17 protein-coding genes are annotated in these 20,474 nt (G+C 62.7%); 9 read left to right on the top strand and 8 right to left on the bottom strand.

The window, feature by feature from the left end; genetic code table 11:
- On the bottom strand, window positions 1–471 hold the full coding sequence (locus ACR1XV_RS00185) for a tetratricopeptide repeat protein (protein WP_480528244.1): 471 nt from the start codon (window positions 469–471) through the stop codon (window positions 1–3).
- Here ACR1XV_RS00185 and ACR1XV_RS00190 point away from each other — a divergent pair.
- The 3 genes from ACR1XV_RS00190 to ACR1XV_RS00200 all read left to right on the top strand — a co-directional run bounded on the left by ACR1XV_RS00190 (window position 409) and on the right by ACR1XV_RS00200 (window position 4,390).
- Window positions 409–1,755 carry a cytochrome-c peroxidase gene (locus tag ACR1XV_RS00190; protein ID WP_480528245.1) on the top strand — a complete coding sequence of 449 codons (1,347 nt, stop codon included), beginning with the start codon at window positions 409–411 and terminating at the stop codon, window positions 1,753–1,755. The two genes, ACR1XV_RS00185 and ACR1XV_RS00190, sit on opposite strands and share 63 nt — an antisense overlap.
- Window positions 1,756–1,832: 77 nt before the next feature.
- A complete protein-coding gene (locus ACR1XV_RS00195) occupies window positions 1,833–3,218 on the top strand; it encodes a bifunctional enoyl-CoA hydratase/phosphate acetyltransferase (protein ID WP_480528246.1) in 1,386 nt (461 codons plus the stop codon).
- Complete coding sequence (locus ACR1XV_RS00200) at window positions 3,218–4,390, top strand: acetate/propionate family kinase (protein ID WP_480528247.1); 1,173 nt, start codon at window positions 3,218–3,220, stop codon at window positions 4,388–4,390. The genes ACR1XV_RS00195 and ACR1XV_RS00200 overlap by 1 nt, the downstream gene beginning before the upstream one ends.
- Before the next feature lie 205 nt (window positions 4,391–4,595).
- On the opposite strand, the gene gph is transcribed toward ACR1XV_RS00200, so the two are convergent.
- Window positions 4,596–5,270, bottom strand: a complete 675-nt coding sequence (gene gph, locus ACR1XV_RS00205) for a phosphoglycolate phosphatase (RefSeq protein WP_480528248.1) — start codon at window positions 5,268–5,270, stop codon at window positions 4,596–4,598.
- A 215-nt stretch (window positions 5,271–5,485) separates the two neighbouring features.
- On the opposite strand from gph, the gene hemP reads away from it, so the two are divergent.
- The gene (gene hemP / locus ACR1XV_RS00210) at window positions 5,486–5,653 is read left to right on the top strand and encodes a hemin uptake protein HemP (RefSeq protein ID WP_480528249.1); all 168 of its coding nucleotides are present in this window, start codon (window positions 5,486–5,488) and stop codon (window positions 5,651–5,653) included.
- On the top strand, window positions 5,650–6,126 hold the full coding sequence (locus ACR1XV_RS00215) for a hypothetical protein (protein ID WP_480528250.1): 477 nt from the start codon (window positions 5,650–5,652) through the stop codon (window positions 6,124–6,126). The genes hemP and ACR1XV_RS00215 overlap by 4 nt, the downstream gene beginning before the upstream one ends.
- A 45-nt stretch (window positions 6,127–6,171) precedes the next feature.
- On the opposite strand, the gene ACR1XV_RS00220 is transcribed toward ACR1XV_RS00215, so the two are convergent.
- The 5 genes from ACR1XV_RS00220 to ACR1XV_RS00240 all read right to left on the bottom strand — a co-directional run bounded on the left by ACR1XV_RS00220 (window position 6,172) and on the right by ACR1XV_RS00240 (window position 13,910).
- A complete protein-coding gene (locus tag ACR1XV_RS00220; RefSeq protein ID WP_480528251.1) occupies window positions 6,172–9,231 on the bottom strand; it encodes an aminotransferase class III-fold pyridoxal phosphate-dependent enzyme in 3,060 nt (1,019 codons plus the stop codon).
- A gap of 112 nt (window positions 9,232–9,343) precedes the next feature.
- Window positions 9,344–10,216: an NAD(P)-dependent oxidoreductase gene (locus ACR1XV_RS00225; RefSeq protein ID WP_480528252.1), complete on the bottom strand. Its 873-nt coding sequence runs from the start codon at window positions 10,214–10,216 to the stop codon at window positions 9,344–9,346.
- Window positions 10,217–10,309: 93 nt separating this feature from the next.
- The gene (gene cueR / locus ACR1XV_RS00230) at window positions 10,310–10,699 is read right to left on the bottom strand and encodes a Cu(I)-responsive transcriptional regulator (RefSeq protein WP_480528253.1); all 390 of its coding nucleotides are present in this window, start codon (window positions 10,697–10,699) and stop codon (window positions 10,310–10,312) included.
- Window positions 10,696–13,170 carry a heavy metal translocating P-type ATPase gene (locus ACR1XV_RS00235; RefSeq protein ID WP_480528254.1) on the bottom strand — a complete coding sequence of 825 codons (2,475 nt, stop codon included), beginning with the start codon at window positions 13,168–13,170 and terminating at the stop codon, window positions 10,696–10,698. Before ACR1XV_RS00235 ends, cueR begins: the two co-directional genes overlap by 4 nt.
- Window positions 13,171–13,277: 107 nt before the next feature.
- Complete coding sequence (locus ACR1XV_RS00240) at window positions 13,278–13,910, bottom strand: pyridoxamine 5'-phosphate oxidase family protein (protein ID WP_480528255.1); 633 nt, start codon at window positions 13,908–13,910, stop codon at window positions 13,278–13,280.
- Between the two features lie 194 nt (window positions 13,911–14,104).
- Here ACR1XV_RS00240 and ACR1XV_RS00245 point away from each other — a divergent pair, with 194 nt between their 5' ends.
- Together ACR1XV_RS00245 and ACR1XV_RS00250 are read left to right on the top strand one after the other, a co-directional pair.
- Complete coding sequence (locus ACR1XV_RS00245) at window positions 14,105–15,262, top strand: acyl-CoA dehydrogenase family protein (RefSeq protein ID WP_480528256.1); 1,158 nt, start codon at window positions 14,105–14,107, stop codon at window positions 15,260–15,262.
- Between the two features lie 148 nt (window positions 15,263–15,410).
- A complete protein-coding gene (locus tag ACR1XV_RS00250; protein ID WP_480528257.1) occupies window positions 15,411–16,163 on the top strand; it encodes a nuclear transport factor 2 family protein in 753 nt (250 codons plus the stop codon).
- 1 nt (window position 16,164) lies between these two features.
- Here ACR1XV_RS00250 and ACR1XV_RS00255 read toward each other — a convergent pair whose 3' ends face one another.
- On the bottom strand, window positions 16,165–17,055 hold the full coding sequence (locus ACR1XV_RS00255; protein WP_480528258.1) for a LysR substrate-binding domain-containing protein: 891 nt from the start codon (window positions 17,053–17,055) through the stop codon (window positions 16,165–16,167).
- Between the two features lie 172 nt (window positions 17,056–17,227).
- Between ACR1XV_RS00255 and ACR1XV_RS00260 the strand changes: the two genes are divergently transcribed.
- Window positions 17,228–19,420, top strand: a complete 2,193-nt coding sequence (locus tag ACR1XV_RS00260) for a dehydrogenase E1 component subunit alpha/beta (RefSeq protein ID WP_480528259.1) — start codon at window positions 17,228–17,230, stop codon at window positions 19,418–19,420.
- Window positions 19,417–20,451, top strand: a complete 1,035-nt coding sequence (locus tag ACR1XV_RS00265) for an ACP S-malonyltransferase (RefSeq protein WP_480528260.1) — start codon at window positions 19,417–19,419, stop codon at window positions 20,449–20,451. The genes ACR1XV_RS00260 and ACR1XV_RS00265 overlap by 4 nt, the downstream gene beginning before the upstream one ends.
- Window positions 20,452–20,474 lie beyond the last annotated feature (23 nt).

A 20,474-nucleotide genomic window follows, 5' to 3' on the forward strand; every position in this document is an offset into this window, starting at 1 on the left:
TTACCGAAACGGGTACATCCACCCTTTGTAGTCGTTGACCAGAACATGCGCCCTATCGATCTGCTCCGGCGTCATCTTCTTGACCACTTCCTCAAGGCTGATCGCCGCGTCGGGATCGCCGCCAATCGCGCTGAGCGTGTACCACATATAGGCCCGAACCAGATCCGGCGCGGGCATGCCCAGACCCAGCTCGTAGTACCAGCCGATACCGGATTGCGCCCCCGGATGCCCCTTCAACGAGGCGCGCAGGTACCATTCGAACGCGCGCTCATAGTCTTGCTCGACCCCAAGACCCAGCCCGTACATCACTCCGATCAATTCCTCGGCCTCGGCGTTGCCGGATCGTGCCGCTGGCAACAGCTCCTCTCGCGCAGCCTCAAACTCTCCGGCCTCCATCAGATCGCGCGCTTGTTCCAGTTCGGCCAGCGCCGGGGTGGCAAGCAGACAAAGGGCAAATACAAGCTGGCGCATGGGTTTTTCTTCCTTTTCGTCAGCGCAGCGGCGGCGCAGGACCTGCCGCGCCCGCTGACCGATGATGACTTTATCCCCTTTGATATGGAACAGGCCGCCATCGGTCATCAACTGTTTTACGACCCGATCCTGTCGGGCAACCAAAACATCGCCTGCGCCCATTGCCACCACCCGGATTTTGGCACCTCGGACGGGCTGTCGCTGGGCATCGGAGAGGGCGGGCAGGGGCTGGGGCCGGACCGCACGCCGGGGGTCGGGGCGGACATGATCCGTAAGCGCATTCCCCGCAATTCTCCGGGGCTTTGGAACCTTGGGGCCAAGGATATCCATACTGTTTTCCATGATGGCCGCCTGAGTATTTCGGACGTCTATGGCAATGGCTTCAACTCTCCTGCGCAGGAATGGCTGCCCGAAGGTCTGAACTCGCTGCTGGCGGCGCAGGCGCTGTTCCCGCTGACCTCGCAGTTCGAAATGGCCGGGAATGTGGCCGAAAATCAAGTGACCGGCGCGGTGCATGACCGGATCGACAAGGGCTGGCCGATCCTCGCTAAGCGGGTGCGTACCGATCCGCACTATGGCCCCGCGATGGTTCAGGCGTTCGATGACATCGACACGACCGAGGACATCACGATCACCCAGATTGCCAACGCTCTGGCCGCGTTCATGGCGCTGGAATGGCGCAGTACCGACAGCCCGTTCGACCAGTATTTGACCGGCGATCACGCGGCTCTGACATCGCAACAGAAAGACGGCATGACGCTGTTCTTCGGGGATGGGGGATGCGCAAACTGCCATTCCGGTCCGTTGCTGTCGGATCAGAAATTCCACGCGCTGGGCCTGCCGCCCTTTGGCCCCGGCAAGACCCGCCAATGGGACCCCTACGCCCGCGACGTGGGCCGCATGGGCGAGAGCGACCGGCTTGAGGACGCCTATCGCTTTCGCACCCCGATGCTGCGCAATGTGACCGAGACGGCCCCCTATGGTCACAACGGCGCCTTTCCCGACCTCGAAAGCATCATCCGCCACCACCTGAACCCCTCGCAAAGCCTTGCTGCGTGGACGCCCGATATGGCCGCGCTGCCGGAGGTGCCGTGGCTGGCAAAGGCGGATTTCATCGTCTGGCAGGACCGGTTCGAGATGGCGCGCCAGCGTCGCAAGCTCGACATCCAACCGCTGGACCTGACGGATGACCAGATCGCGGATCTCGTGGCCTTCATGGGCGCGCTGACGGGCACAACGCTCGACACGCCGCCCTTTGGTGTGCCCGAGGATTTCAAACCTTAGAAAAGTCCCGCAGGCGGCATTGGATATTCACCTCAAATCCCATAAGGCTCGGCCCAAAGCAGCCGCCGAGAGGTCCCATGCAGTATCACAACAAAACCTATGATCAGCTTCAGGTCGGCGATACGGCCGAGCTGACACGGATTTGTACCGAGGATGATTTCTTTGCCTTCGCATCGAATTCGGGCAATCACAATCCCCTGCATCTGTCCACCGAGGACGGCGATGGCGACAGCGTCAACGAGGCGATCGCGCCCGCGATGTTTGTCGGCGCGCTGATCTCGGCGGTGCTGGGGAACATCCTGCCCGGCGCGGGGACGCTTTATAAATCGCAGAGCTTTGAATTCTGTGATCGTGCCCATGCCGGCGAGGAGCTGATGGCGCGGGTTACGGTGATCGAAAAACGCGAGAACCGCGAGGTGTTGCTGGAAACCCAGGTGACCCGGCCTGCTGATGATGCGCTGATCGTGTCGGGCACGGCGGTGGTGATCGCGCCGGAAAAAGAGCTGTCGTTCCACGAGATCGAGGTTCCCGGCCTTGTGGTGCAGCGGCACCGGCATTTCGACGCGCTACTTGCCCGGTCGCGGCCCCTGCCGCCTATCCCCACGGCCGTTGTTGCGCCGGAAGACCCCAACTCGTTGGGCGGGGCCATGCTGGCGGCGCGCGAAACCATCATCCGGCCGATCCTGATCGGCGACCCGGACAAGATTGCAGCCACCGCGCAAGAGGCGGGTATCTCCCTTGGGGATGCCGAGATCATTCCGGTTGAGGGCCATTTTGACGCTGCCAATAAAGCCGTCGATCTGGTTGTCGAAGGCCATGCCGAGGCGCTGATGAAAGGTCACCTGCACACTGACGATCTGCTGCGCGCAGCCCTGCGGCGGGATCGCGGCCTGAAGGTCGGGCGGCGCTTTACGCATGTGTTTGTCATGGATGTGCCGGGCCAGCCCCATCCGCTGCTGGTCACCGATGCGGCCATTAATATCGAGCCAAATCTGGAAACCAAGATCGACATCACCCAGAACGCCATCGATCTGGCGATCTCGATCGGGATCGGCGCGCCGAAGGTGGGCGTTCTGTCGGCGGTCGAAACGGTCAACCCCGCAATCCGCTCGTCCATCGACGCGGCGCTTTTGTCGAAAATGGCCGAGCGTGGTCAGATCAAGGGCGGTCTGGTCGATGGCCCTCTGGCCATGGACAACGCGGTCAGTCTGGCGGCGGCGCGGACCAAGGGGATCGTGTCCGAAGTCGCGGGGCGGGCTGATATTCTGGTCGTACCCAATCTGGACGCTGGCAATATGCTGGCCAAACAGCTGACCTATATTGCCCATGCCGAAGGTGCCGGAGTGGTGTTGGGGGCGCGGGTGCCGATCATCCTGAACAGCCGGGCGGATGATGACAAGGCGCGTCTTGCCTCTTGCGCCGTTGCGGCGCTGCATGCGGCGCGGCTGTCTGGAAAGGTCTGATGGATCATATCGTTACGCTGAATGCCGGGTCTTCCTCGCTGAAATTTGGTCTGTTCGCCCTTGAGGGGCCCGAGCCCAGCCCGGTCTGCACTGGCTTGGTCGACCGGATCGGCAGCGCCGGGGCCTCGGTCAGCCTGCGCGGCGCGGATGGCGTTAAACTGTCCGATGAGGTCTCGGACACAATCCACGATCATGACAGCGCGCTGGACCGGGTTCTGGGCCTGCTGCAAGCCCGGTTTCCGGCGGCCCGGATTGCTGCGGTCGGGCACCGGATCGTACATGGCGGGCCGGATAACGACCGCCCTGTCGTCATCAGTCCCGAGGTTCTGCGTAGCCTTGAAGCGCTTGAACCCTTCGCACCGCTGCACCAGCCATACAATTTGGCGGGCGCGCGCGCCGCGATGGCCCGGTTCCCCAAGGCCACGCAGGTCGCTTGTTTCGACACCGCGTTTCACCGCCATCACCCGTGGGTCAATGACACATTCGCGCTGCCCACCGAGTATTACGACATGGGCGTCCGCCGTTATGGCTTTCACGGGCTCAGCTATGACTATATCGCGGGACATCTGGCCGGGACCATGCCCGAGGTCCATGCGGGGCGCGTCATCGTTGCCCATCTGGGCAACGGCGCGTCCATGTGTGCCATGCGTGGCGGCCAGTCGGTGGGTTCGACCATGGGCTTTTCGGCGCTGGACGGGCTGGCCATGGGCACGCGCTGTGGTCAGCTTGATCCGGGTGTGATGCTGTATCTGATGGAGCAGAAGGGCATGGGGGCCGGGGAAATCTCGGACCTGCTCTATCGCAAATCGGGCTTGCTGGGGCTGTCGGGACTGTCGAACGACATGCGGACACTTGAACAGTCTGACACACCCGACGCCCGCCGCGCCATTGAATATTTCACCTTCCGCGCCCGCCGCGAGCTGGGCGCGCTTGCGGCTGTGCTGGGGGGGCTGGATGCCATCGTGTTCACCGGCGGGATCGGAGAGAACTCGGGCTTGGTGCGCGCGCAGATCTGCGCTGATATGGGGTGGTTGGGGGTGGATCTGGACACGCAGGCCAACGACGGCAACGCGCGCGTGATTTCGACCGATGCGTCCGCCGTGCGGGTGATGGTCCTGCCGACCAACGAAGAACTTGTGATCGCCCAGTCAGCGGCAGAGCTGTCGGCCTGATTGCCATGTTTTGGCCTTACTTTGCTGGGGTTTTGGCGAAAAAGTGCATTTCTACGGGAAACCCCCAATTTCGATCCCGGCAGGTCTGCGTTAACTATTGATTAACCACCGGGCCGATGCGCCCATACCACTTTCACAAATTTCCCCCGATGAGGGGCTGGCTCTTTACCCCCTTGGCCGGCCCCTCAACCCCTTTTTATGGGTATCAGGATCGCGGCGCGGTATCCTGCAGGATTTGCCGCACCAGACCGGGCAGGTCCCGACTGTCGCTATAGCTGAGTGTATGGTGCATCTGGGCCACCGGGGATTTGCGATAGCCTTCGGTGAACAACAGGAACGGCACCTGCGCCCGTTGCGCGGTCTCGGCATCCACCTCGCTGTCGCCGACGAAGATCCGCGGGCCTGTATCGGGCAGAGCGTCAAAGCTGGCGTACAGATGCGCGGGGTCGGGTTTGCGGGTGGTCAGCGTGTCCCCGCCAAGGACGATGTCGAAATGCTGTGACAGGTTCAGTGCGTCCAGCACATGGCGCGCGGGCTCTTCCGGCTTGTTGGTGCACACGCCGAGGGCGCAGCCCATGGCGCGCAGTTGATCGAGCGCCTCGGGCACGCCGGGATAGGCGGTGGTTTGATCGCTGGCGGCAGCGTTGTAGTAGGTCAACGTGATCTGGCTCAGTTCAGAATGGCGATCCGGGGCGATCCCGCAATGGCTCATCACTCGCTCGACCAGTTTGGGCAGGCCGTTGCCAACAAATTGCCGGATGGTGTCATGGGGCAGGGGGCTGATCTCCTGACCCTCCAGCATCCGGTTCGCTGCATTTGCGATGTCGGCAATGCTGTCCACCAAAGTTCCGTCCAGATCAAAGACAACAACTGCAACCATACCCGAATCCACCCGTGTTTTATGTCGCCCAAGGCGTAAGCCGCTACTGCAATCCGCGCAACAGTTAGGAGGGAAAAACCGAGGGTTGACATATCTTACTATTTTTATCAGATTAAAGCTCAGGAACACTTAGCCAACCCGATTCCGGGTCAGCCAGATCAAGCGAACCACGAACAGATAAGGCCATGTGCCAAAACCGCTCTGGAGATGCCCCGATGAACGCGCAGACCCCCCACCCGACCCAAAGCTATGCTGTCTCGATGCTGCCCGCCCACAAGGCCGAAGACCTGACCGCAGGCGGAAACCTGGCCCATATCGAGCTGGGCGATCAGCTGTATACCCTGCGCATCACCCGCGCGGGCAAATTGATCCTGACGAAATGAGCGCGCCTGCATCGCGCGGCGGTGCCGCAGTCGGACGTCTGTCCGACCTGACCCCGATTGAGGCGGGCGCAGTGATGTATCTGCGTCTCTGGGGCGATGGTGCCGGTGGCCGAGCCAATGCGGCCAGCGATTTCGATATCGCGTTGGGCGCGGATCACGGTCGCGCTGCGATGATGACGCTGGATCGTTTGTGCTCACTCTGTGCGCATCACGGCCGGCGGCCTCTGGTGCGGCACGGGCTTGGCTGCGCCTGTCTGGGCGCGGATGAGAACTGCTTTGCCCAGATGATCGCAGCCGCCTCTGAGGGTGCGCGCGAGGATGCGATGATGATGGCCTCACTGATCGTGCGGCCCGATTTTGCCCCTGCGCTGGCATCATTGTCAGAAGAACTTGGGCTGGCCTTGCGCCGTATGACCGCAACAATCCCCCTGCCGACGACCGGGCACCAACCCCCATCTTCGGTGCTGCACTGATCGGCAAACGCAAAACCCCGGCCATTTTGCCGGGGTTTTGTTTTCTCAGCAGCAGCCGCAGCCTGTGTGATGATGATCGCAGGTGGGTTCGGGGGCATAATCACCCACCTCGGACAACACATCGCGCAGGGCCCAGAGGATCATATCCACATCCTCGGCCTCAATCGTCAGCGGCGGGCGGATTTTCAGAGTGTTGTCCTTCGGCCCCTCGCTGCCGATCAGGATGCGATGATCTCGCATTCGGTTTTTGACATAGTTGCAAATCTCGGTGCCCTCGGACCCATCGGGATTGATCAGCTCGACCCCCAGAAACAGCCCCATGCCCCGCACATCTCCGACCTGAGGGAAATCGGCCTCGATCCGCCGCAACCCGTCCATCAGGCGCGCACCCATGAGCCGCGCATTGTCCTGTAGGCCTTCGTGATCGACGATATCCAGCACCTCTTTGCCGATGCGGCAGGATAGCGTGGACCCGCCGAAGGTCGAGAAGAATTCGATCCCGTTGTCGAAACTCTGCGCGATCTCTTTGGTGGTGACCAGCACGCCCAGAGGATGCCCGTTGCCGATCGGCTTGCCCATCACTACGATATCGGGCAGCGCTCCCTGATGCTCAAAGCCGAAATAGTACTCACCCAGACGACCAAGCCCGGTCTGCACCTCATCAGCAATGCAAACACCGCCGGCAGCACGGATTTTCTCATAAACCGCCGGCAGATAGCCTTTGGGCGGGATGATTTGCCCCCCGACCGAGGGGAAGGTTTCGGCGATGAACCCCGCAACCCCATGGCCACGGTCCTGCAAAGCGGCAATCGCGGGATCCGCAAAATCCGCGAATTTTGTGGCGCGGTCGGGATCATCGCGCTTGAACGACCCGCGATAGTCGTCTGCGACCTCAACCAACTCGACCCAATCCGCCTTGCCGATACCGCCCGGCTTGTTGAACTTATAGGCCGAAATCGCCACCGCCGCGTTGGTGTTGCCGTGATACCCGTGATCCGGCGTCACGATCCCCTTCGCCCCGGTATGCGCGCGCGCCAGACGCAGCGCCAGCTCGTTGGCCTCGGTGCCGGAATTCACGAAGAAGCAGACCTCGAAATGATCGGGCAGTTTCGACAAAACCTTCTCGGCAAAGGCCGTCTGCGCCGGGTGCAGATAGCGGGTGTTCGAATTCATCCGCTTCAACTGATCCGCCGCAACCGCCTGAATGCGCGGATGCGCGTGGCCCACATGAGGCACGTTGTTATAAGCGTCCAGATAGGGGCGGCCCCATTCGTCGAACAGGTGGTGTTTCCACCCCCGCACCAGCATGACCGGATCATCGTACGTCAGGCTGAGGTTGCCCCCAAAGTGATCGCGCCGCCCCTGCAGAATCGCCTGCTTGTCCGTCGGCCGATACGCCACCTTGTCATCCGGCAGGTTCAGCAAGGCCGCGGGGTTGGGGCAGACGGCATTCCACAATTCCAACTCATCCGGATCAGCTACGCCGGGCCAGTCGGCCTGCATGCCTTGCGTGGTCAGCGCAAGTTGGAAATGCACATGCGGCACCCAACCACCATTCTGCGTCGCATCCCCCAGCCGCGCAAATGCCGCCCCCTGCGCCACCGGATCACCGGGTTTCAGACGGTCGCAAACCTCGGGGTCAAGATGGCCATAAAGCGTATAGAACGCATCACCCTCGGGCGTCTCGTGGTGCAAGATCACGATGCCACCATAGTCCAGATGCGCATCTCGGTTCTCAACCGCCTCGACCCGACCGCTGAGTGGAGCGTGCAACACTGTCCCGGCAGGCGCAAACACATCCACCGCCAGATGCACTGTCCGCCGGTCCGAGGCCTTCCACGGCCCTTTGCGGAAGCCCGGTTCGGCATAGATCAGGCGGGGCTCGTTGTAATATCCTAACCAAAGGCCTTCCCCGAATTCCTCACCCACCCGCGCGGCCTCGTCCAGCGGCATATGAAACGGGTTCTGCGGCCAGGTCGAGTTTTCAACTGACAGCGAGCCCATCGGTGCGTCGCTCAGATCCTGCCCGAACATCTGGGCGAACTGCCCGCGATGATCAGCCAGATAGGTGTGGATACGCTCCGCCCCATCGACCACCGGCAGACTGCAGGCCGCGCGCAGCCGCGCCGCCATCAGCTCGCCATTGACCGAGGCGTTCTCAAGAAACCGCCACGCGGGGGCCTGACTGATCGTCACATACGGATCATCCGGATTCTCCGCCGCCATCAGGGTCGAGTTCACCACGGACACCGCCAACCGCATCCGCAGCAGAGGCCAGATCAAATCGACCTCTTCCGCCCGCAACCGGTTGGCCGCATGGTACCCGCACACCAGCGCTGTCAGCGCCCGTTCCGGCTTGGGGTGGTCCAGCACCACATAAGCCCCGGCAATTGCCAGATCACAAATCCGCGGCGCGGCGCACATATCGCCCAGATCGATCAGGCCCGAGACGCTGCGGCGGTCGCTCAGCTGACCCTCGACCAGAATGTTATAGTCGTTGACGTCATTGTGGATCGCCTGCTGGGGGAGATCATCCAACGGACTGCGAATGGCATCAAACCCCGTCACAACCTCCTGCAACAGCGCCCGCCGCGCAGGGTCCTCGATCACGCCCAAATGATCGGCGATCCAACCCGCCTGCATCAGGTCCCATTTGAACCCTTCACGGTGCAGACCGGGATGCTCAAACCCCTCCAACGCCCGATCCGTCGCGCCCAGCACGCGGCCCAGTTTCAGGATCAGATCCTCGGTCTTGGGCGCGCTGCGGGCATAGCATTCTCCCGGCAACCGCTCCAGCAACCAGACCAGCCGCTCGGCACCATCATCATCCTGGATCACGGGCAACATCGCCCCCGACAGATCAGCAAAGATCTTCGGAAACGGCAGCCCGGGCGCGGCTGAGGCAATATGCTCCAGTGCCCTGATCTGCAAATCGACCAGCCCCGGCGAGCACCCCGCCCGCATCACCTTCAGCACATAGTCCTGACCGTTGGTCGCCCGCACCAGAAAGTTGAGGTCATACTCCCCATCCAACCGCGTCAACCGCGCCTCCTGCCCCCAGCGCTGACGCAGCTTCCCAGCCCAATACGCGTTCAAATCGCCCATGCGACACCCCATAGCTCTCCCTAAAAAAGGGATCTTCTTCATCTGGCCAAAAATATCCTCGGGGGGAATCGCGCCCGCAGGCGCGATGGGGGGCAGACAGCCCCCCTTGCGCTCACCCCAACGCGCGCAACCGCTTGATCAGAGAGGACGTATCCCAACGCCCGCCACCCAGCTTCTGCACGTCCTTATAGAACTGATCCACCAAAGCCGTCACCGGCAGGGAGGCCCCGGTTTCATCCGCCGTCGCCAGACAAATCCCCAGATCCTTACGCATCCAGTCCACGGCGAACCCATGCTCGAAATGATCGTCCAGCATGGTCTCATAGCGGTTGGCCATCTGCCAGCTGCCCGCAGCGCCCTGGCTGATCACCTCGACCACCGCGCGGCCATCCAGCCCGGCTGTCTCGGCAAAATGCAACGCCTCGCTGAGACCCTGAACCAGCCCGGCGATGGCGATCTGGTTGCACATCTTGGTCATCTGACCCGCACCACTCTCGCCAATGCGGCGGCAGATTTTCGAATAGACCTGCATCACGGGCTCGGCCCTATCATACGCCGCCTGATCCCCGCCGCACATAATCGACAGCACGCCGTTCTCAGCCCCCGCCTGACCGCCCGATATCGGAGCATCGACGAAGGCAATACCCCGTGCCCCGCCCGCTTCGTACAACTCGCGCGTCACCTTGGCCGAGACGGTGGTGTGATCCACAAAAACGGCACCCTCGGCCATACCGTGAAAAGCACCATCGTCCCCGGTACAAACCATGCGCAGATCATCGTCATTGCCCACGCAGGCCATCACGAAATCCGCGCCCTCTGCCGCCGCGCGCGGGGTTGCCGCCATGGCACCGCCATGTTGCGCAACCCAAGCCTCGGCCTTGGCGCTGGTGCGGTTGTAAACCGTCACCTCATGCCCGGCGGCCTGCAGATGCCCCGCCATCGGATAGCCCATGACGCCCAGGCCAAGAAACGCGACTTTTGCCATTTTCCGAAATCCCCTCCGCTGACCGGCTGCGCAGAGCGCGCCGGAATGTTCAGCGAAGACAAAGCAAAGCTGAGCCCAAAGGGCAACCCCGTGTCACGCTTTGCTGCCGAGGTCTTTTAGTATCGGGCAATCCGGGCGGTCATCCCCGGCGCAAGCTTCGACAAGATGGCTCAGCGTATCTCGCATCCCCTTCAGGTCAGCGATCTTGGCGTCGATCTGCGCCAGATGATCGCGCGCCACGCGTTTCACATCGGCGCTGGCGCGGGATTCGTCCTCGTAAAGCGCCATCAGGGTGCGGCAGTCCTCGATCGTGAACCCCAGCGCACGGGCACGGCCCAGAAAGTTCAGCTTGTGAATGTCCTGATCGCGAAAGCGCCGATATCCGTTGTCATCGCGCAGCGGTTTGATCAGGTTGATATCCTCGTAATACCGGATGGTCTTGGCGGGCAGGCCGGTGCGGGTCGAGACATCGCCGATATTCATGCCGCTACCTCTTGCTGGGTTGTGTTGGTTTGCACCTCTGGCAGGCTGGCGCGCACGCGGCGCAGGCGCAGCGCGTTTGAAACGACAAAGACGCTGGACAGCGCCATCGCTCCGGCGGCCAGAGCCGGCGACAGAAGATGTCCGCCAAACGGATAGAGTACACCCGCCGCAACCGGGATCAGCAACGTATTATAGCCAAACGCCCAGCCGAGGTTCTGCCGGATGTTGCGCATGGTACGGCGACTGATCTCGACAGCGTTGGCCACGCCGCGCAGATCACCGGACATCAGCACCACATCGGCGGTTTCAATCGCGACATCGGTGCCGGTACCAATCGCGACCCCAATATCCGCCGTGGCCAGCGCCGGGGCGTCGTTGATCCCATCGCCCACAAAGGCGAGCGTACCGAATTGCTGCTGCAGGGCCGAGATCGCGGCGACCTTGCCATCGGGTAACACCTCGGCTGTGACATGGTCGATGCCCAGACGGTCGGCCAAGGCCTGCGCCGTCCGCGCGTTGTCGCCTGTGATCATCGCCAGCGTCACACCCATATCATGCAAGCGGGCCAGAGCCTCGGGCGTGCCGGGTTTGATCGGGTCAGACACCGTGAGCGCCGCCGCAGCCCGACCGTCGACCGCGACATAGATCGGTGTCGCCCCTTCGGCGGCGCGTTTCTGCGCCTCGGGGCGCAGATCGCTCAGGTCAATTCCGTTCTGCGCCATCAGCCGATCCGCGCCCACCAGCACGGCGCGCCCCTCAATTGTTGCGCGCAGGCCAAGACCTGTCAGCGACTCGAATGCCGCAACCTCGGGCAGAACCTCGGGCCCGGCGCGGGTGATTGCGGTGGCAATCGGGTGTTCGGATCGGGCCTCGGCGGCGGCGGCAAGGCGCAGCACCTCGGCGCGGTCAAAGCCGTTTGTGGTGATGACCTCGTCCAGTTCGGGCCGTCCAAGAGTCAGTGTGCCGGTCTTGTCCAGCGCGATGACCTTGGCCTGCTGCAGCTGCTGCAGCGCATCGCCCTTGCGGAACAGAACGCCCAGCTCTGCCGCGCGGCCTGTACCGACCATGATCGAGGTCGGCGTGGCCAGGCCCATGGCGCAGGGGCAGGCAATGATCAGCACCGACACGCCCGCGACCAGAGCCAGTGGCAAAGCCGGGACGGGGCCGAATATCAGCCATATGGCAACCGTCAGGACAGCCACCGCCATCACCGCGGGGACAAAATAATAGGTGATGCGGTCAACAAGTCCCTGAATGGGCAGCTTTGCCCCCTGTGCCTGTTCGACCATGCCAATGACCTGCGCCAGCACCGTATCGGCACCCACATGGGTTGCCTTGATGCGCAGCGCCCCGGTGCCGTTCACCGTGCCGCCGACCACCGCCGTGCCGATGGCCTTGCCGACGGGCACCGGCTCACCCGTGATCATGCTTTCGTCGACATAAGAGCTGCCATCCAGCACTTCGCCATCCACGGGCACGCGCTCTCCGGGGCGGATTTGTATGATGTCGCCGACCATGATCTCGGCGATGGGGCGGTCGATCAGCGTGCCATTGTCCTCGACCCGCGCGGTTTTGGGCTGCAGGCCCACCAGTTTGCGGATGGCCGCCCCGGTCCGGCCCTTGGCGCGGGCCTCCATCAGGCGGCCCAGCAGGATCAGAACGACGATCACAGCGGCCGCCTCGAAATAGACATTGGCGGTGCCCTGCGGCAGCAGCCCCGGCGCAAAGGTCGCGAGGACTGAATACAGATAGGCCGCGCCGGTTCCCAGAGCCACCAGCGCGTTCATATCCGGCGCACCGCGCAGCAGGGCGGGGAGGCCCTTGGCATAAAACACCCGCCCGGGCCCGATCAGAAGCACCGAGGTCAGGGCAAACTGGATCAGATGGCTGGTTTGCGTGCCAAGCGTCGCCATCACCCAATGATGAAAGGCCGGGATCATGTGCCCGCCCATTTCAAGCACGAAGACGGGCAAGGCCAGCGCCGCCGCGATCAACGTCGCACGGCGCAGCTTGGCAAGGTCTTCGGCCTTGCGGTCCCGATCGTCGACATCCGGGGCCGAGGGCCGCGCGGGGTATCCCGCCGTGGTCACGGCCCGGGCCAGCAGCGCCGGATCGGTCGCGCCCTCGACATATGTCACCGTCGCGCTGCCGGTGGCGAGGTTGACCGCGGCCTCTGTTACACCGGGCGCGGCGCGCAAGGTCCGTTCGATCCGACCCACGCAGGAGGCGCAGCTTATCCCCTCGATCTGCAAAGCCGCTTGACCGGTTGCCGCCGGGTATCCTGCCGCATCCAGCGCGCCCAGGATGTTGGGCAGGGCCGCGTCATGGGTCACATCCGCCGTTCCGGTCGCGAAATTGACCGCAGCCTCGTGGATGCCGGGCAGCGCGCGCAGCGCCGCCTCGACCCGGCCCACGCAAGAGGCGCAGCCCATGCCTGTAACTTTGATCTGAATGTGCTGTGGTTCGGCCATCCGAGTCGTCCCGGTTGTGAATTGCACCCCTGACATAGGGGTTCCAGTCACGGGAAGGTCAAGGAGAAAGCCGCGTTTTTCCCGACCCCGCGTCGGTTTGGCGCGGGTTAGCTTGCACCGGATTTCAGCGCGGCCAGTTCCTGCTGCAGCCGCTCGTTTTCTGCCTGCAGCACCGCCAGTTCCTGCCCCAGCTTGTTCAGATGCGGGCGCAGCTCGGCCTCGGTGAAGCGCGGGGTGATGTGGCGGGGGCAGTTCCAGTCCAGCGCCTCGACATGCAGGATCGCCGCACGTTCAGCCGCGGCCTCGGCCCCGTCGGGGAACAGGTCGGCGGCGGCCTCGGCCCCTTCGGTGAACGCCATCCGCCCGAGTATCTTCAGGCGTCGACTGTTCGCGTAATCCATCAGGATCAGCGCAACCCGGTCATTGCCGTCCAGATTCCCGCGCGAGATATACTGCCGGTTGCCTGAGAAATCCGCATATCCGATGGTGCGTTCGTCCAGCACCCGGAGAAACCCCGCCGGCCCGCCGCGAAACTGCACGTAAGGCCAGCCGGTTTCCGAGGTGGTGGCCTGATAGAACCCGTCCCGCGCCTCGATGAACGCCTTTTCGGAGGGGCCGATCAAATGGCCCTGTTGCGGCCCGGATTCGATGAATTTCGCATAGGTCTCGGCCGATCCCATACGTTCCTGATGGGCGCGAACGGTGGGCGTGAAGGTCAGCTCGGAAAAGGCGCGGGGCATTGGATGTCCTTTCAGCAAAGAATCCCCGAGATACAAGCCGCTGTCGCCGTGCCTGTCACCTCACCCAACGCAGATGTGATCCCAAACCGGCCGGGACGTGGCGTAGCGCAACCGGCAGACGCCACGTCACATGGATTGGCAGGGCGCGTTTGCGCAGCTAGCCTTGGGCAAACACTTGATCTGGAGAGCTTTTGATGTCGCTTTTTACCAGCACCGCCGCTTGGGTTACGGATGAACACCGCATGTTTGCCGAGATGGCAGGCCGGTTTCTGGACGATGCGCTTGTGCCCAATACCGAAACCTGGGCGGAAAACGGCGTCGTGGACCGCGCGTTCTGGCTGCAGGCCGGGCAGGCGGGGCTGATGGCGGGTTCGATTGCCGAGGAATATGGCGGTGTCGGCGGCGGCATGGGGTTCGATTCCGTGACCCTGTATGAACAGACTGCGCGCGGGGATGCCGGTTGGGGCTATGGCATCCAGTCCATCGTGACCCACTACATCACCACCTATGGCAGCGAAGACCAAAAGGCACGCTGGCTGCCGAAACTTGCCTCGGGAGAGATGATCGGGGCGCTGGCCATGACCGAGCCGGGGACCGGATCGGATGTGCAGGCGGTCAAGACAAGCGCCGAGAAGGACGGCAATTCCTATCGGCTGAACGGGTCCAAGATATTCATCACCAACGGCCAGTCCGCCGATCTGGTGATCGTTGCGGCCAAGACCGACAAATCGCTGGGTGCCAAAGGCGTCTCGCTGATCGCGGTCGAGACCGAAGGCGCCGAGGGGTTCCGGCGCGGGCGCAATCTGGACAAGCTGGGGATGAAGGCCAACGACACAGCCGAGCTGTTCTTTGAAGACGTCAAAGTGCCGATGACCAACCTTCTGGGTTCGGACGAGGGGCAGGGGTTCTATCAGCTGATGAAGCAACTGCCGTGGGAGAGGCTGACCATCGGCATCATGGCGCTGGGCGCGATTGACTTCGCCATCGCCGAGACTGTGAAATATGTGCAGGAGCGTAAGGCCTTCGGGCAGCGGGTGATGGATTTCCAGAACACGCGGTTCAAGCTGGCCGAATGCAAGACCAAGGCCGAGGTTCTGCGCAGCTTTGTCAATGATTGCATCGGCAAGCTGGAGGCCGGTGAGTTGGATGCCGCCACTGCCTCGATGGTCAAATACTGGGGGTCCGAGGTGCAGAATGAGATCATGCACGAGTGTCTGCAGCTTTTTGGCGGCTATGGGTTCATGATGGAATACCCAATCGCACGTCTCTATGCGGATGCGCGGGTGCAGATGATCTATGGCGGCACCAACGAGGTGATGAAAGAGCTCATCGCCCGTTCGCTGGACGTCTGAGGCAAAGCGCTCCCGCCCGTCGTCGACATTCCTTGCGGAACGTCTCCTCCCGTTGGGCCGGGCAGTCTTTGACCTGCGCTGATATTGCCGATGCGTGATCCGCCTGCCATGATCGCGACAGGTTGGTTCGGCAGAAAGGCCCCCGCTCATGGCTGCGTCAAACAAATCCCGTATATGCGCGCTGCTCAAAAGCATTGAAACTGGTGATCCCGGCCCTGTCTCGGTGGTAAACGAGGCGCGGTATATCCAGCATAACCCACAGACCCATGAAGGCAGCGAAGGCTTGGCGGCGCTGTTCAAACGCCTGTCCGAGACCTCTCCGCGCGTGAGTATTGTCCGGGCGTTCGAAGACGGCGCCTTTGTCTTTGCCCATACCGAGTATGACTTCTCGCGCCGCAACATCGGGTTTGAAGTGTTCCGGTTCGAAGATGGGCAGGCGGTGGAGCATTGGGACAATATTCAGCCACGCCAAGGCCCCAATGCCGCAGGCCACAGCATGGTTGATGGCGTGACGGAGGCGGGCGACCTCGCCCTGACCGAGCAAAACCGCGCCTTCGTGCGGTCGTTTGTCGAAACGGCTCTGATCGCGGGTGATCTGGATCAGATCGCGGCCTGCATCGATGCGGAGACCTATGTCGAGCATAACCCGCGCCTGTCCGATGACGTCAGCACCCTGCGTGCCGCATTGTCCGATGCCAATACGGTGAACTACCAGCGTCTGCATCGTGTGCTGGCCGAGGGTGATTTTGTCTTAACCGTCTGCGAAGGCGCGTTTCGGGGCAAGCACAGCGCATTCTATGATCTGTTCCGCGTCGCGGACGGCAAGGTCGTCGAGCATTGGGACACGGTCGAGACCATTGCCCCGCGCGAGGATTGGAAAAACGACAATGGGAAATTCTGACCTATCCCGATGCCAGTTGGTCCTGCAGCCAATCTTTGAAGGATTTCAGCGGCTCGGGCATGGCACGGTCGGTGGGCCAGACCAGATAATAATCACCCAGACTGACGAGCGGCCCCTGCCAGGCGGTCACCAGGCGCCCCGTTTCCAGATCATCGAGCACCAGATACGAGGGTAGCAAACTCACGCCCAGCCCGTGGATGGTCGCCTGTATCATGGTGGAAAACTGGTCAAACAGCATTCCTCGCAGGCCCGAGACCTGCGCGCCCTGCATTTCAAACCATCTCTCCCAAGCGTCCGGGCGCGAGTCGAGATGCAGCAGGGGGGCGGCACGCAAGGTGTCCAGCGTTTCATGCACGGCCTCTTTCAGCCCCGGCGCACAAACCGGCAGAACCTGTTCTCGCATGATCGGCAGGTAGTGGACGCCGGCCCAGTCTTTCTGGCCGAAGTGGATAGCCGCATCGAAGGGTTCCGTCGCGAAATCGAATGGTTTCAACCGGGTGCCCAGATTGACCGTGACCTCGGGATGGCGGCGCGCGAAATCCTGCAGCCGGGGGGCCAGCCAGTGCATCCCGAAGGCGGGCAGGATCGACAAATCAAGCGAGCCACCCGCCGGGTTTGCCTTGAGCTTCAGCGCCGCCTGCGCAAGATCCTGCACCGCAGACCTTGCGATTTGCACATAGTCCTTGGCCGCCGGTGTCAGGTGCAACCGCATCTGGCTGCGCTCGATCAGCTGTACGCCGAGCTGATCCTCCATGGTTTTCAGCTGGCGGCTGATTGCGCTTTGCGTCAAAGACAATTCCTCCGCCGCAGCCGAGGCGCTGCCGAGCCTGTCCACCGCTTCAAGCGCCAGCAAGGATGAGATCGAGGGCAGGAAGCGGCGTGGCGCAATCATATAACAAATCCTCATACCTTTTACATGCAATAGCACTGGTTTTTCCAAGCGACCAGAGACATGAGTGCAAGATGGCCCCTGTGCCCGTGCCTCTGGCGACCTTGAAATCCGCGGCGGGGCACGTGACAAATCCGTCATTGGCCAATGACTCTGACCACATAAGGCAAGACCCATGGACCGCGCCCAGATCGTACATGAGAACTTCCTGACCCGCGTAGCGCGCCGCGACCTGCCCGAAGGTGCGCCGCCGCGTCCGGGGCTGAGCGATACGGATGCGGTGTCGCTGTTTCGCTCGCAGGTGCTGAGCCGGGCCTTGGACAGGACCAGCCGCGCCATGCAGAAGGCGGGGCAGGGGTTCTATACGATTGGCTCCTCGGGGCATGAAGGGATGGCGGCTGTTGCCCATGCGCTGCGCCCGACGGATATCGCGTTTCTGCATTACCGCGATGCAGCGTTCCAGATCGCCCGCGCGGAACAGGTGCCGGGCCAGCAGATCGCCTGGGACATGCTGCTGAGTTTTGCCTGTTCGAAAGAGGACCCGACCTCGGGCGGGCGACACAAGGTTCTGGGCTCAAAGGCGCTGATGATCCCGCCGCAAACCTCGACCATTGCCAGCCATCTGCCCAAGGCGGTGGGCGCGGCCTATAGTCTGGGCGCGGCGCGGCGGCATGATCCGGAACATCGCGAATTGCCCGAGGACGGAATCGCGATGTGTTCCTTCGGCGACGCCTCGGCCAACCATTCGACCGCGCAGGGGGCGATCAACACGGCGGGTTGGACCAGCGTGCAGTCGACGCCGCTGCCGCTGCTGTTTGTCTGCGAAGACAACGGGATCGGGATTTCGGTCAAGACGCCGAAAGGGTGGATCCAGGCCTCGATGGAGCATCGGCCCGGGATCAAGTATTTTCAGGCCAATGGTCTGGATATCTATGAGACGTTTGCCGTGGCGCAGCAGGCTGCCGATTACGTCCGCACGCGCCGCAAACCGGCCTTTCTGCATCTGAAAACCGTTCGCCTTTATGGGCATGCGGGGGCGGATGTGCCCACGACCTATCTGCCGAAATCCGAGGTCGAGGCGGATGAGGCCAACGATCCCCTGTTGCATTCCGTGCGCCTGCTGGATCAGGCCGGGGCGCTGGCTCCGGATCAGGCGTTGAAAATCTACGAAGAAACCTGTGCGCGGACCGACCGTGTGGCGGCTGAGGCGGCCTCGCGCCCGCATTTGGCCAATGCGACCGAGGTTATGGCCAGCCTGATCCCGCCCAAACGCGCCTGCCGCCCGACCAACGGCCCCAGCGCCGAGGCGCGGGCCAAAGCCTTTGGCGGCGATATGCGCGCGATGGACGAGCCGCAGCCCATGAGCCGCCTGATCAACTGGGCGCTGACCGATCTGATGCTGGAACATGGCGAGATCGTCTGCATGGGCGAGGATGTGGGACGTAAGGGTGGCGTCTACGGCGTGACGCAGAAGTTGCAACAGCGCTTTGGCCCGGACCGGGTGATCGATACCCTGCTGGACGAGCAATCCATTCTCGGCCTTGCCATCGGAATGGGTCATAACGGCTTCATTCCGATCCCCGAGATCCAGTTCCTCGCCTATCTGCACAATGCCGAAGACCAGATCCGGGGCGAAGCGGCGACCTTACCCTTCTTCTCGAACGGCCAGTTCACCAACCCGATGGTGCTGCGGATCGCGGGGCTGGGATATCAGAAGGGCTTTGGCGGACATTTCCACAACGACAATTCTCTGGCCGTCCTGCGGGACATTCCCGGCGTGATCATTGCCTGCCCGTCTACCGGATCGGATGCGGCGCAGATGTTGCGCGAATGTGCGCGGCTGGCGCGTGAGGAGCAGCGGGTCGTGGTGTTTCTGGAACCCATCGCGCTCTATCCCATGCGCGATCTGCACGCGTCGCAGGATGCGGGGTGGATGACCCGCTATCCTTCACCGGATCAGCGCATTACGTTGGGCGAGGTCGGCGTGCATGGGGACGGCACCGATCTGGCCATCGTGACCTATGGCAACGGGCATTACCTGTCACAACAGGCGCTGCCCGAGTTGCAGGCCGCGGGGCTGAAGATGCGGATCATCGACCTGCGCTGGCTGGCCCCGATGCCGGTCGAGGCCCTGCGCGAAGCCACCAAAACATGCGCGCATGTTTTGATTGTCGACGAATGCCGCCGCACCGGCAGCCAGTCCGAGGCGCTGATGACTTTCTTCGACGAAGAAAGTCCCGCCACCCCGACCGCCCGCGTGGTGGCCGAGGATTGTTTCATCGCAACCGGCCCGGCCTATGCCGCGCCGCTGCCATCGAAAGACGGCATTGTCGCCGCCGCGCTCAAACTGGCCGGAGGCGCCGCATGACCCGTACCGCCGTTGTGATCTGCCCGGGCCGGGGCACCTATAACAAGTCCGAGCTGGGGTATCTACACCGCCACCATGCGGACCGGATGCAGATGTTCCACAGTTTCGACGCCATCCGCGCCGAGTTCGGACAAGAGGTCGTCACGGCTCTGGACGCTGCAAGTCGCTATACTGTCAGCAAGTATTCGCGTGGCGATGTGGCCTCGCCCCTGATCTATGCTGCGTCGCTGGCCGATGCTCAAACCTTGGCGGATGATATCGAGGTTGTTGCTGTCACCGGGAACTCGATGGGCTGGTATATCGCACTGGCCGCCGGAGGCGCGCTGCCGCCCGAGAACGGATTTCGGGTGGTGAACACGATGGGAACGCTGATGCAGGAGCATCTGATCGGCGGGCAGCTTGTGTATCCGTTTACGAATGACAACTGGGTCAATGACCCCGACCGTAAGGCGGACCTGCTGGCCGAGGTGGCCCGGATCAATGCGCTCGAAGATCACGCTCTGGCGCTGTCGATTGATCTAGGCGGGATGCTGGTTCTGGCGGGCAATGAGGACGGGCTCAGAGCTTTCGAGGCGTCTCAGCCAACACTGCAGGACCGCTTTCCCATGCGACTGGCCAACCACGCCGCGTTCCACACCGCCCTGCAGGCTCCGGTCGCGGCAGAGGGGCGGGCGCGACTGAGCGCTGACCTCTTTGGCCAGCCCAAGCGCCCCCTGATCGACGGGCGTGGCAAGATCTGGTGGCCGGGCGGGACGGACACGCAGGCGTTGTGGGACTATACTCTTGGGCATCAGGTGACCGAGCCCTATGATTTCACCCGCGCGATCCAGACCGCAGCGCGCGAGTTCGCACCTGATCTGTTCATCGTCACCGGCCCCGGTGCGACGCTGAGCGGAGCCGTGGCCCAATCGCTGGTCTTGTCGGACTGGCGCGGCATGAGTGACAAAGCCGCCTTTCAGGCCCGGCAGAAGACGCAGCCGTTCCTGATCGCCATGGGCCGGGACGATCAGCGCGCGCTTGCAACCGGCTGATCGCTGACCCGAATGAACTGTGA

Source organism: Ruegeria sp. AD2(2025) (genome assembly GCF_056542385.1).

What these genes read in the sequence shown, in the direction of transcription:
- ACR1XV_RS00185 (WP_480528244.1), bottom strand. Translation starts at nt 471, where the DNA reads ATGCGCCAGCTTGTATTTGCCCTTTGTCTGCTTGCCACCCCGGCGCTG.
- ACR1XV_RS00220 (WP_480528251.1), bottom strand. Translation starts at nt 9,231, where the DNA reads ATGGGCGATTTGAACGCGTATTGGGCTGGGAAGCTGCGTCAGCGCTGG.
- hemP (WP_480528249.1), top strand. Translation starts at nt 5,486, where the DNA reads ATGAACGCGCAGACCCCCCACCCGACCCAAAGCTATGCTGTCTCGATG.
- ACR1XV_RS00250 (WP_480528257.1), top strand. Translation starts at nt 15,411, where the DNA reads ATGGCTGCGTCAAACAAATCCCGTATATGCGCGCTGCTCAAAAGCATT.
- ACR1XV_RS00260 (WP_480528259.1), top strand. Translation starts at nt 17,228, where the DNA reads ATGGACCGCGCCCAGATCGTACATGAGAACTTCCTGACCCGCGTAGCG.
- ACR1XV_RS00265 (WP_480528260.1), top strand. Translation starts at nt 19,417, where the DNA reads ATGACCCGTACCGCCGTTGTGATCTGCCCGGGCCGGGGCACCTATAAC.
- ACR1XV_RS00235 (WP_480528254.1), bottom strand. Translation starts at nt 13,170, where the DNA reads ATGGCCGAACCACAGCACATTCAGATCAAAGTTACAGGCATGGGCTGC.
- ACR1XV_RS00240 (WP_480528255.1), bottom strand. Translation starts at nt 13,910, where the DNA reads ATGCCCCGCGCCTTTTCCGAGCTGACCTTCACGCCCACCGTTCGCGCC.
- ACR1XV_RS00255 (WP_480528258.1), bottom strand. Translation starts at nt 17,055, where the DNA reads ATGATTGCGCCACGCCGCTTCCTGCCCTCGATCTCATCCTTGCTGGCG.
- ACR1XV_RS00215 (WP_480528250.1), top strand. Translation starts at nt 5,650, where the DNA reads ATGAGCGCGCCTGCATCGCGCGGCGGTGCCGCAGTCGGACGTCTGTCC.
- ACR1XV_RS00200 (WP_480528247.1), top strand. Translation starts at nt 3,218, where the DNA reads ATGGATCATATCGTTACGCTGAATGCCGGGTCTTCCTCGCTGAAATTT.
- ACR1XV_RS00195 (WP_480528246.1), top strand. Translation starts at nt 1,833, where the DNA reads ATGCAGTATCACAACAAAACCTATGATCAGCTTCAGGTCGGCGATACG.
- ACR1XV_RS00225 (WP_480528252.1), bottom strand. Translation starts at nt 10,216, where the DNA reads ATGGCAAAAGTCGCGTTTCTTGGCCTGGGCGTCATGGGCTATCCGATG.
- ACR1XV_RS00245 (WP_480528256.1), top strand. Translation starts at nt 14,105, where the DNA reads ATGTCGCTTTTTACCAGCACCGCCGCTTGGGTTACGGATGAACACCGC.
- cueR (WP_480528253.1), bottom strand. Translation starts at nt 10,699, where the DNA reads ATGAATATCGGCGATGTCTCGACCCGCACCGGCCTGCCCGCCAAGACC.
- gph (WP_480528248.1), bottom strand. Translation starts at nt 5,270, where the DNA reads ATGGTTGCAGTTGTTGTCTTTGATCTGGACGGAACTTTGGTGGACAGC.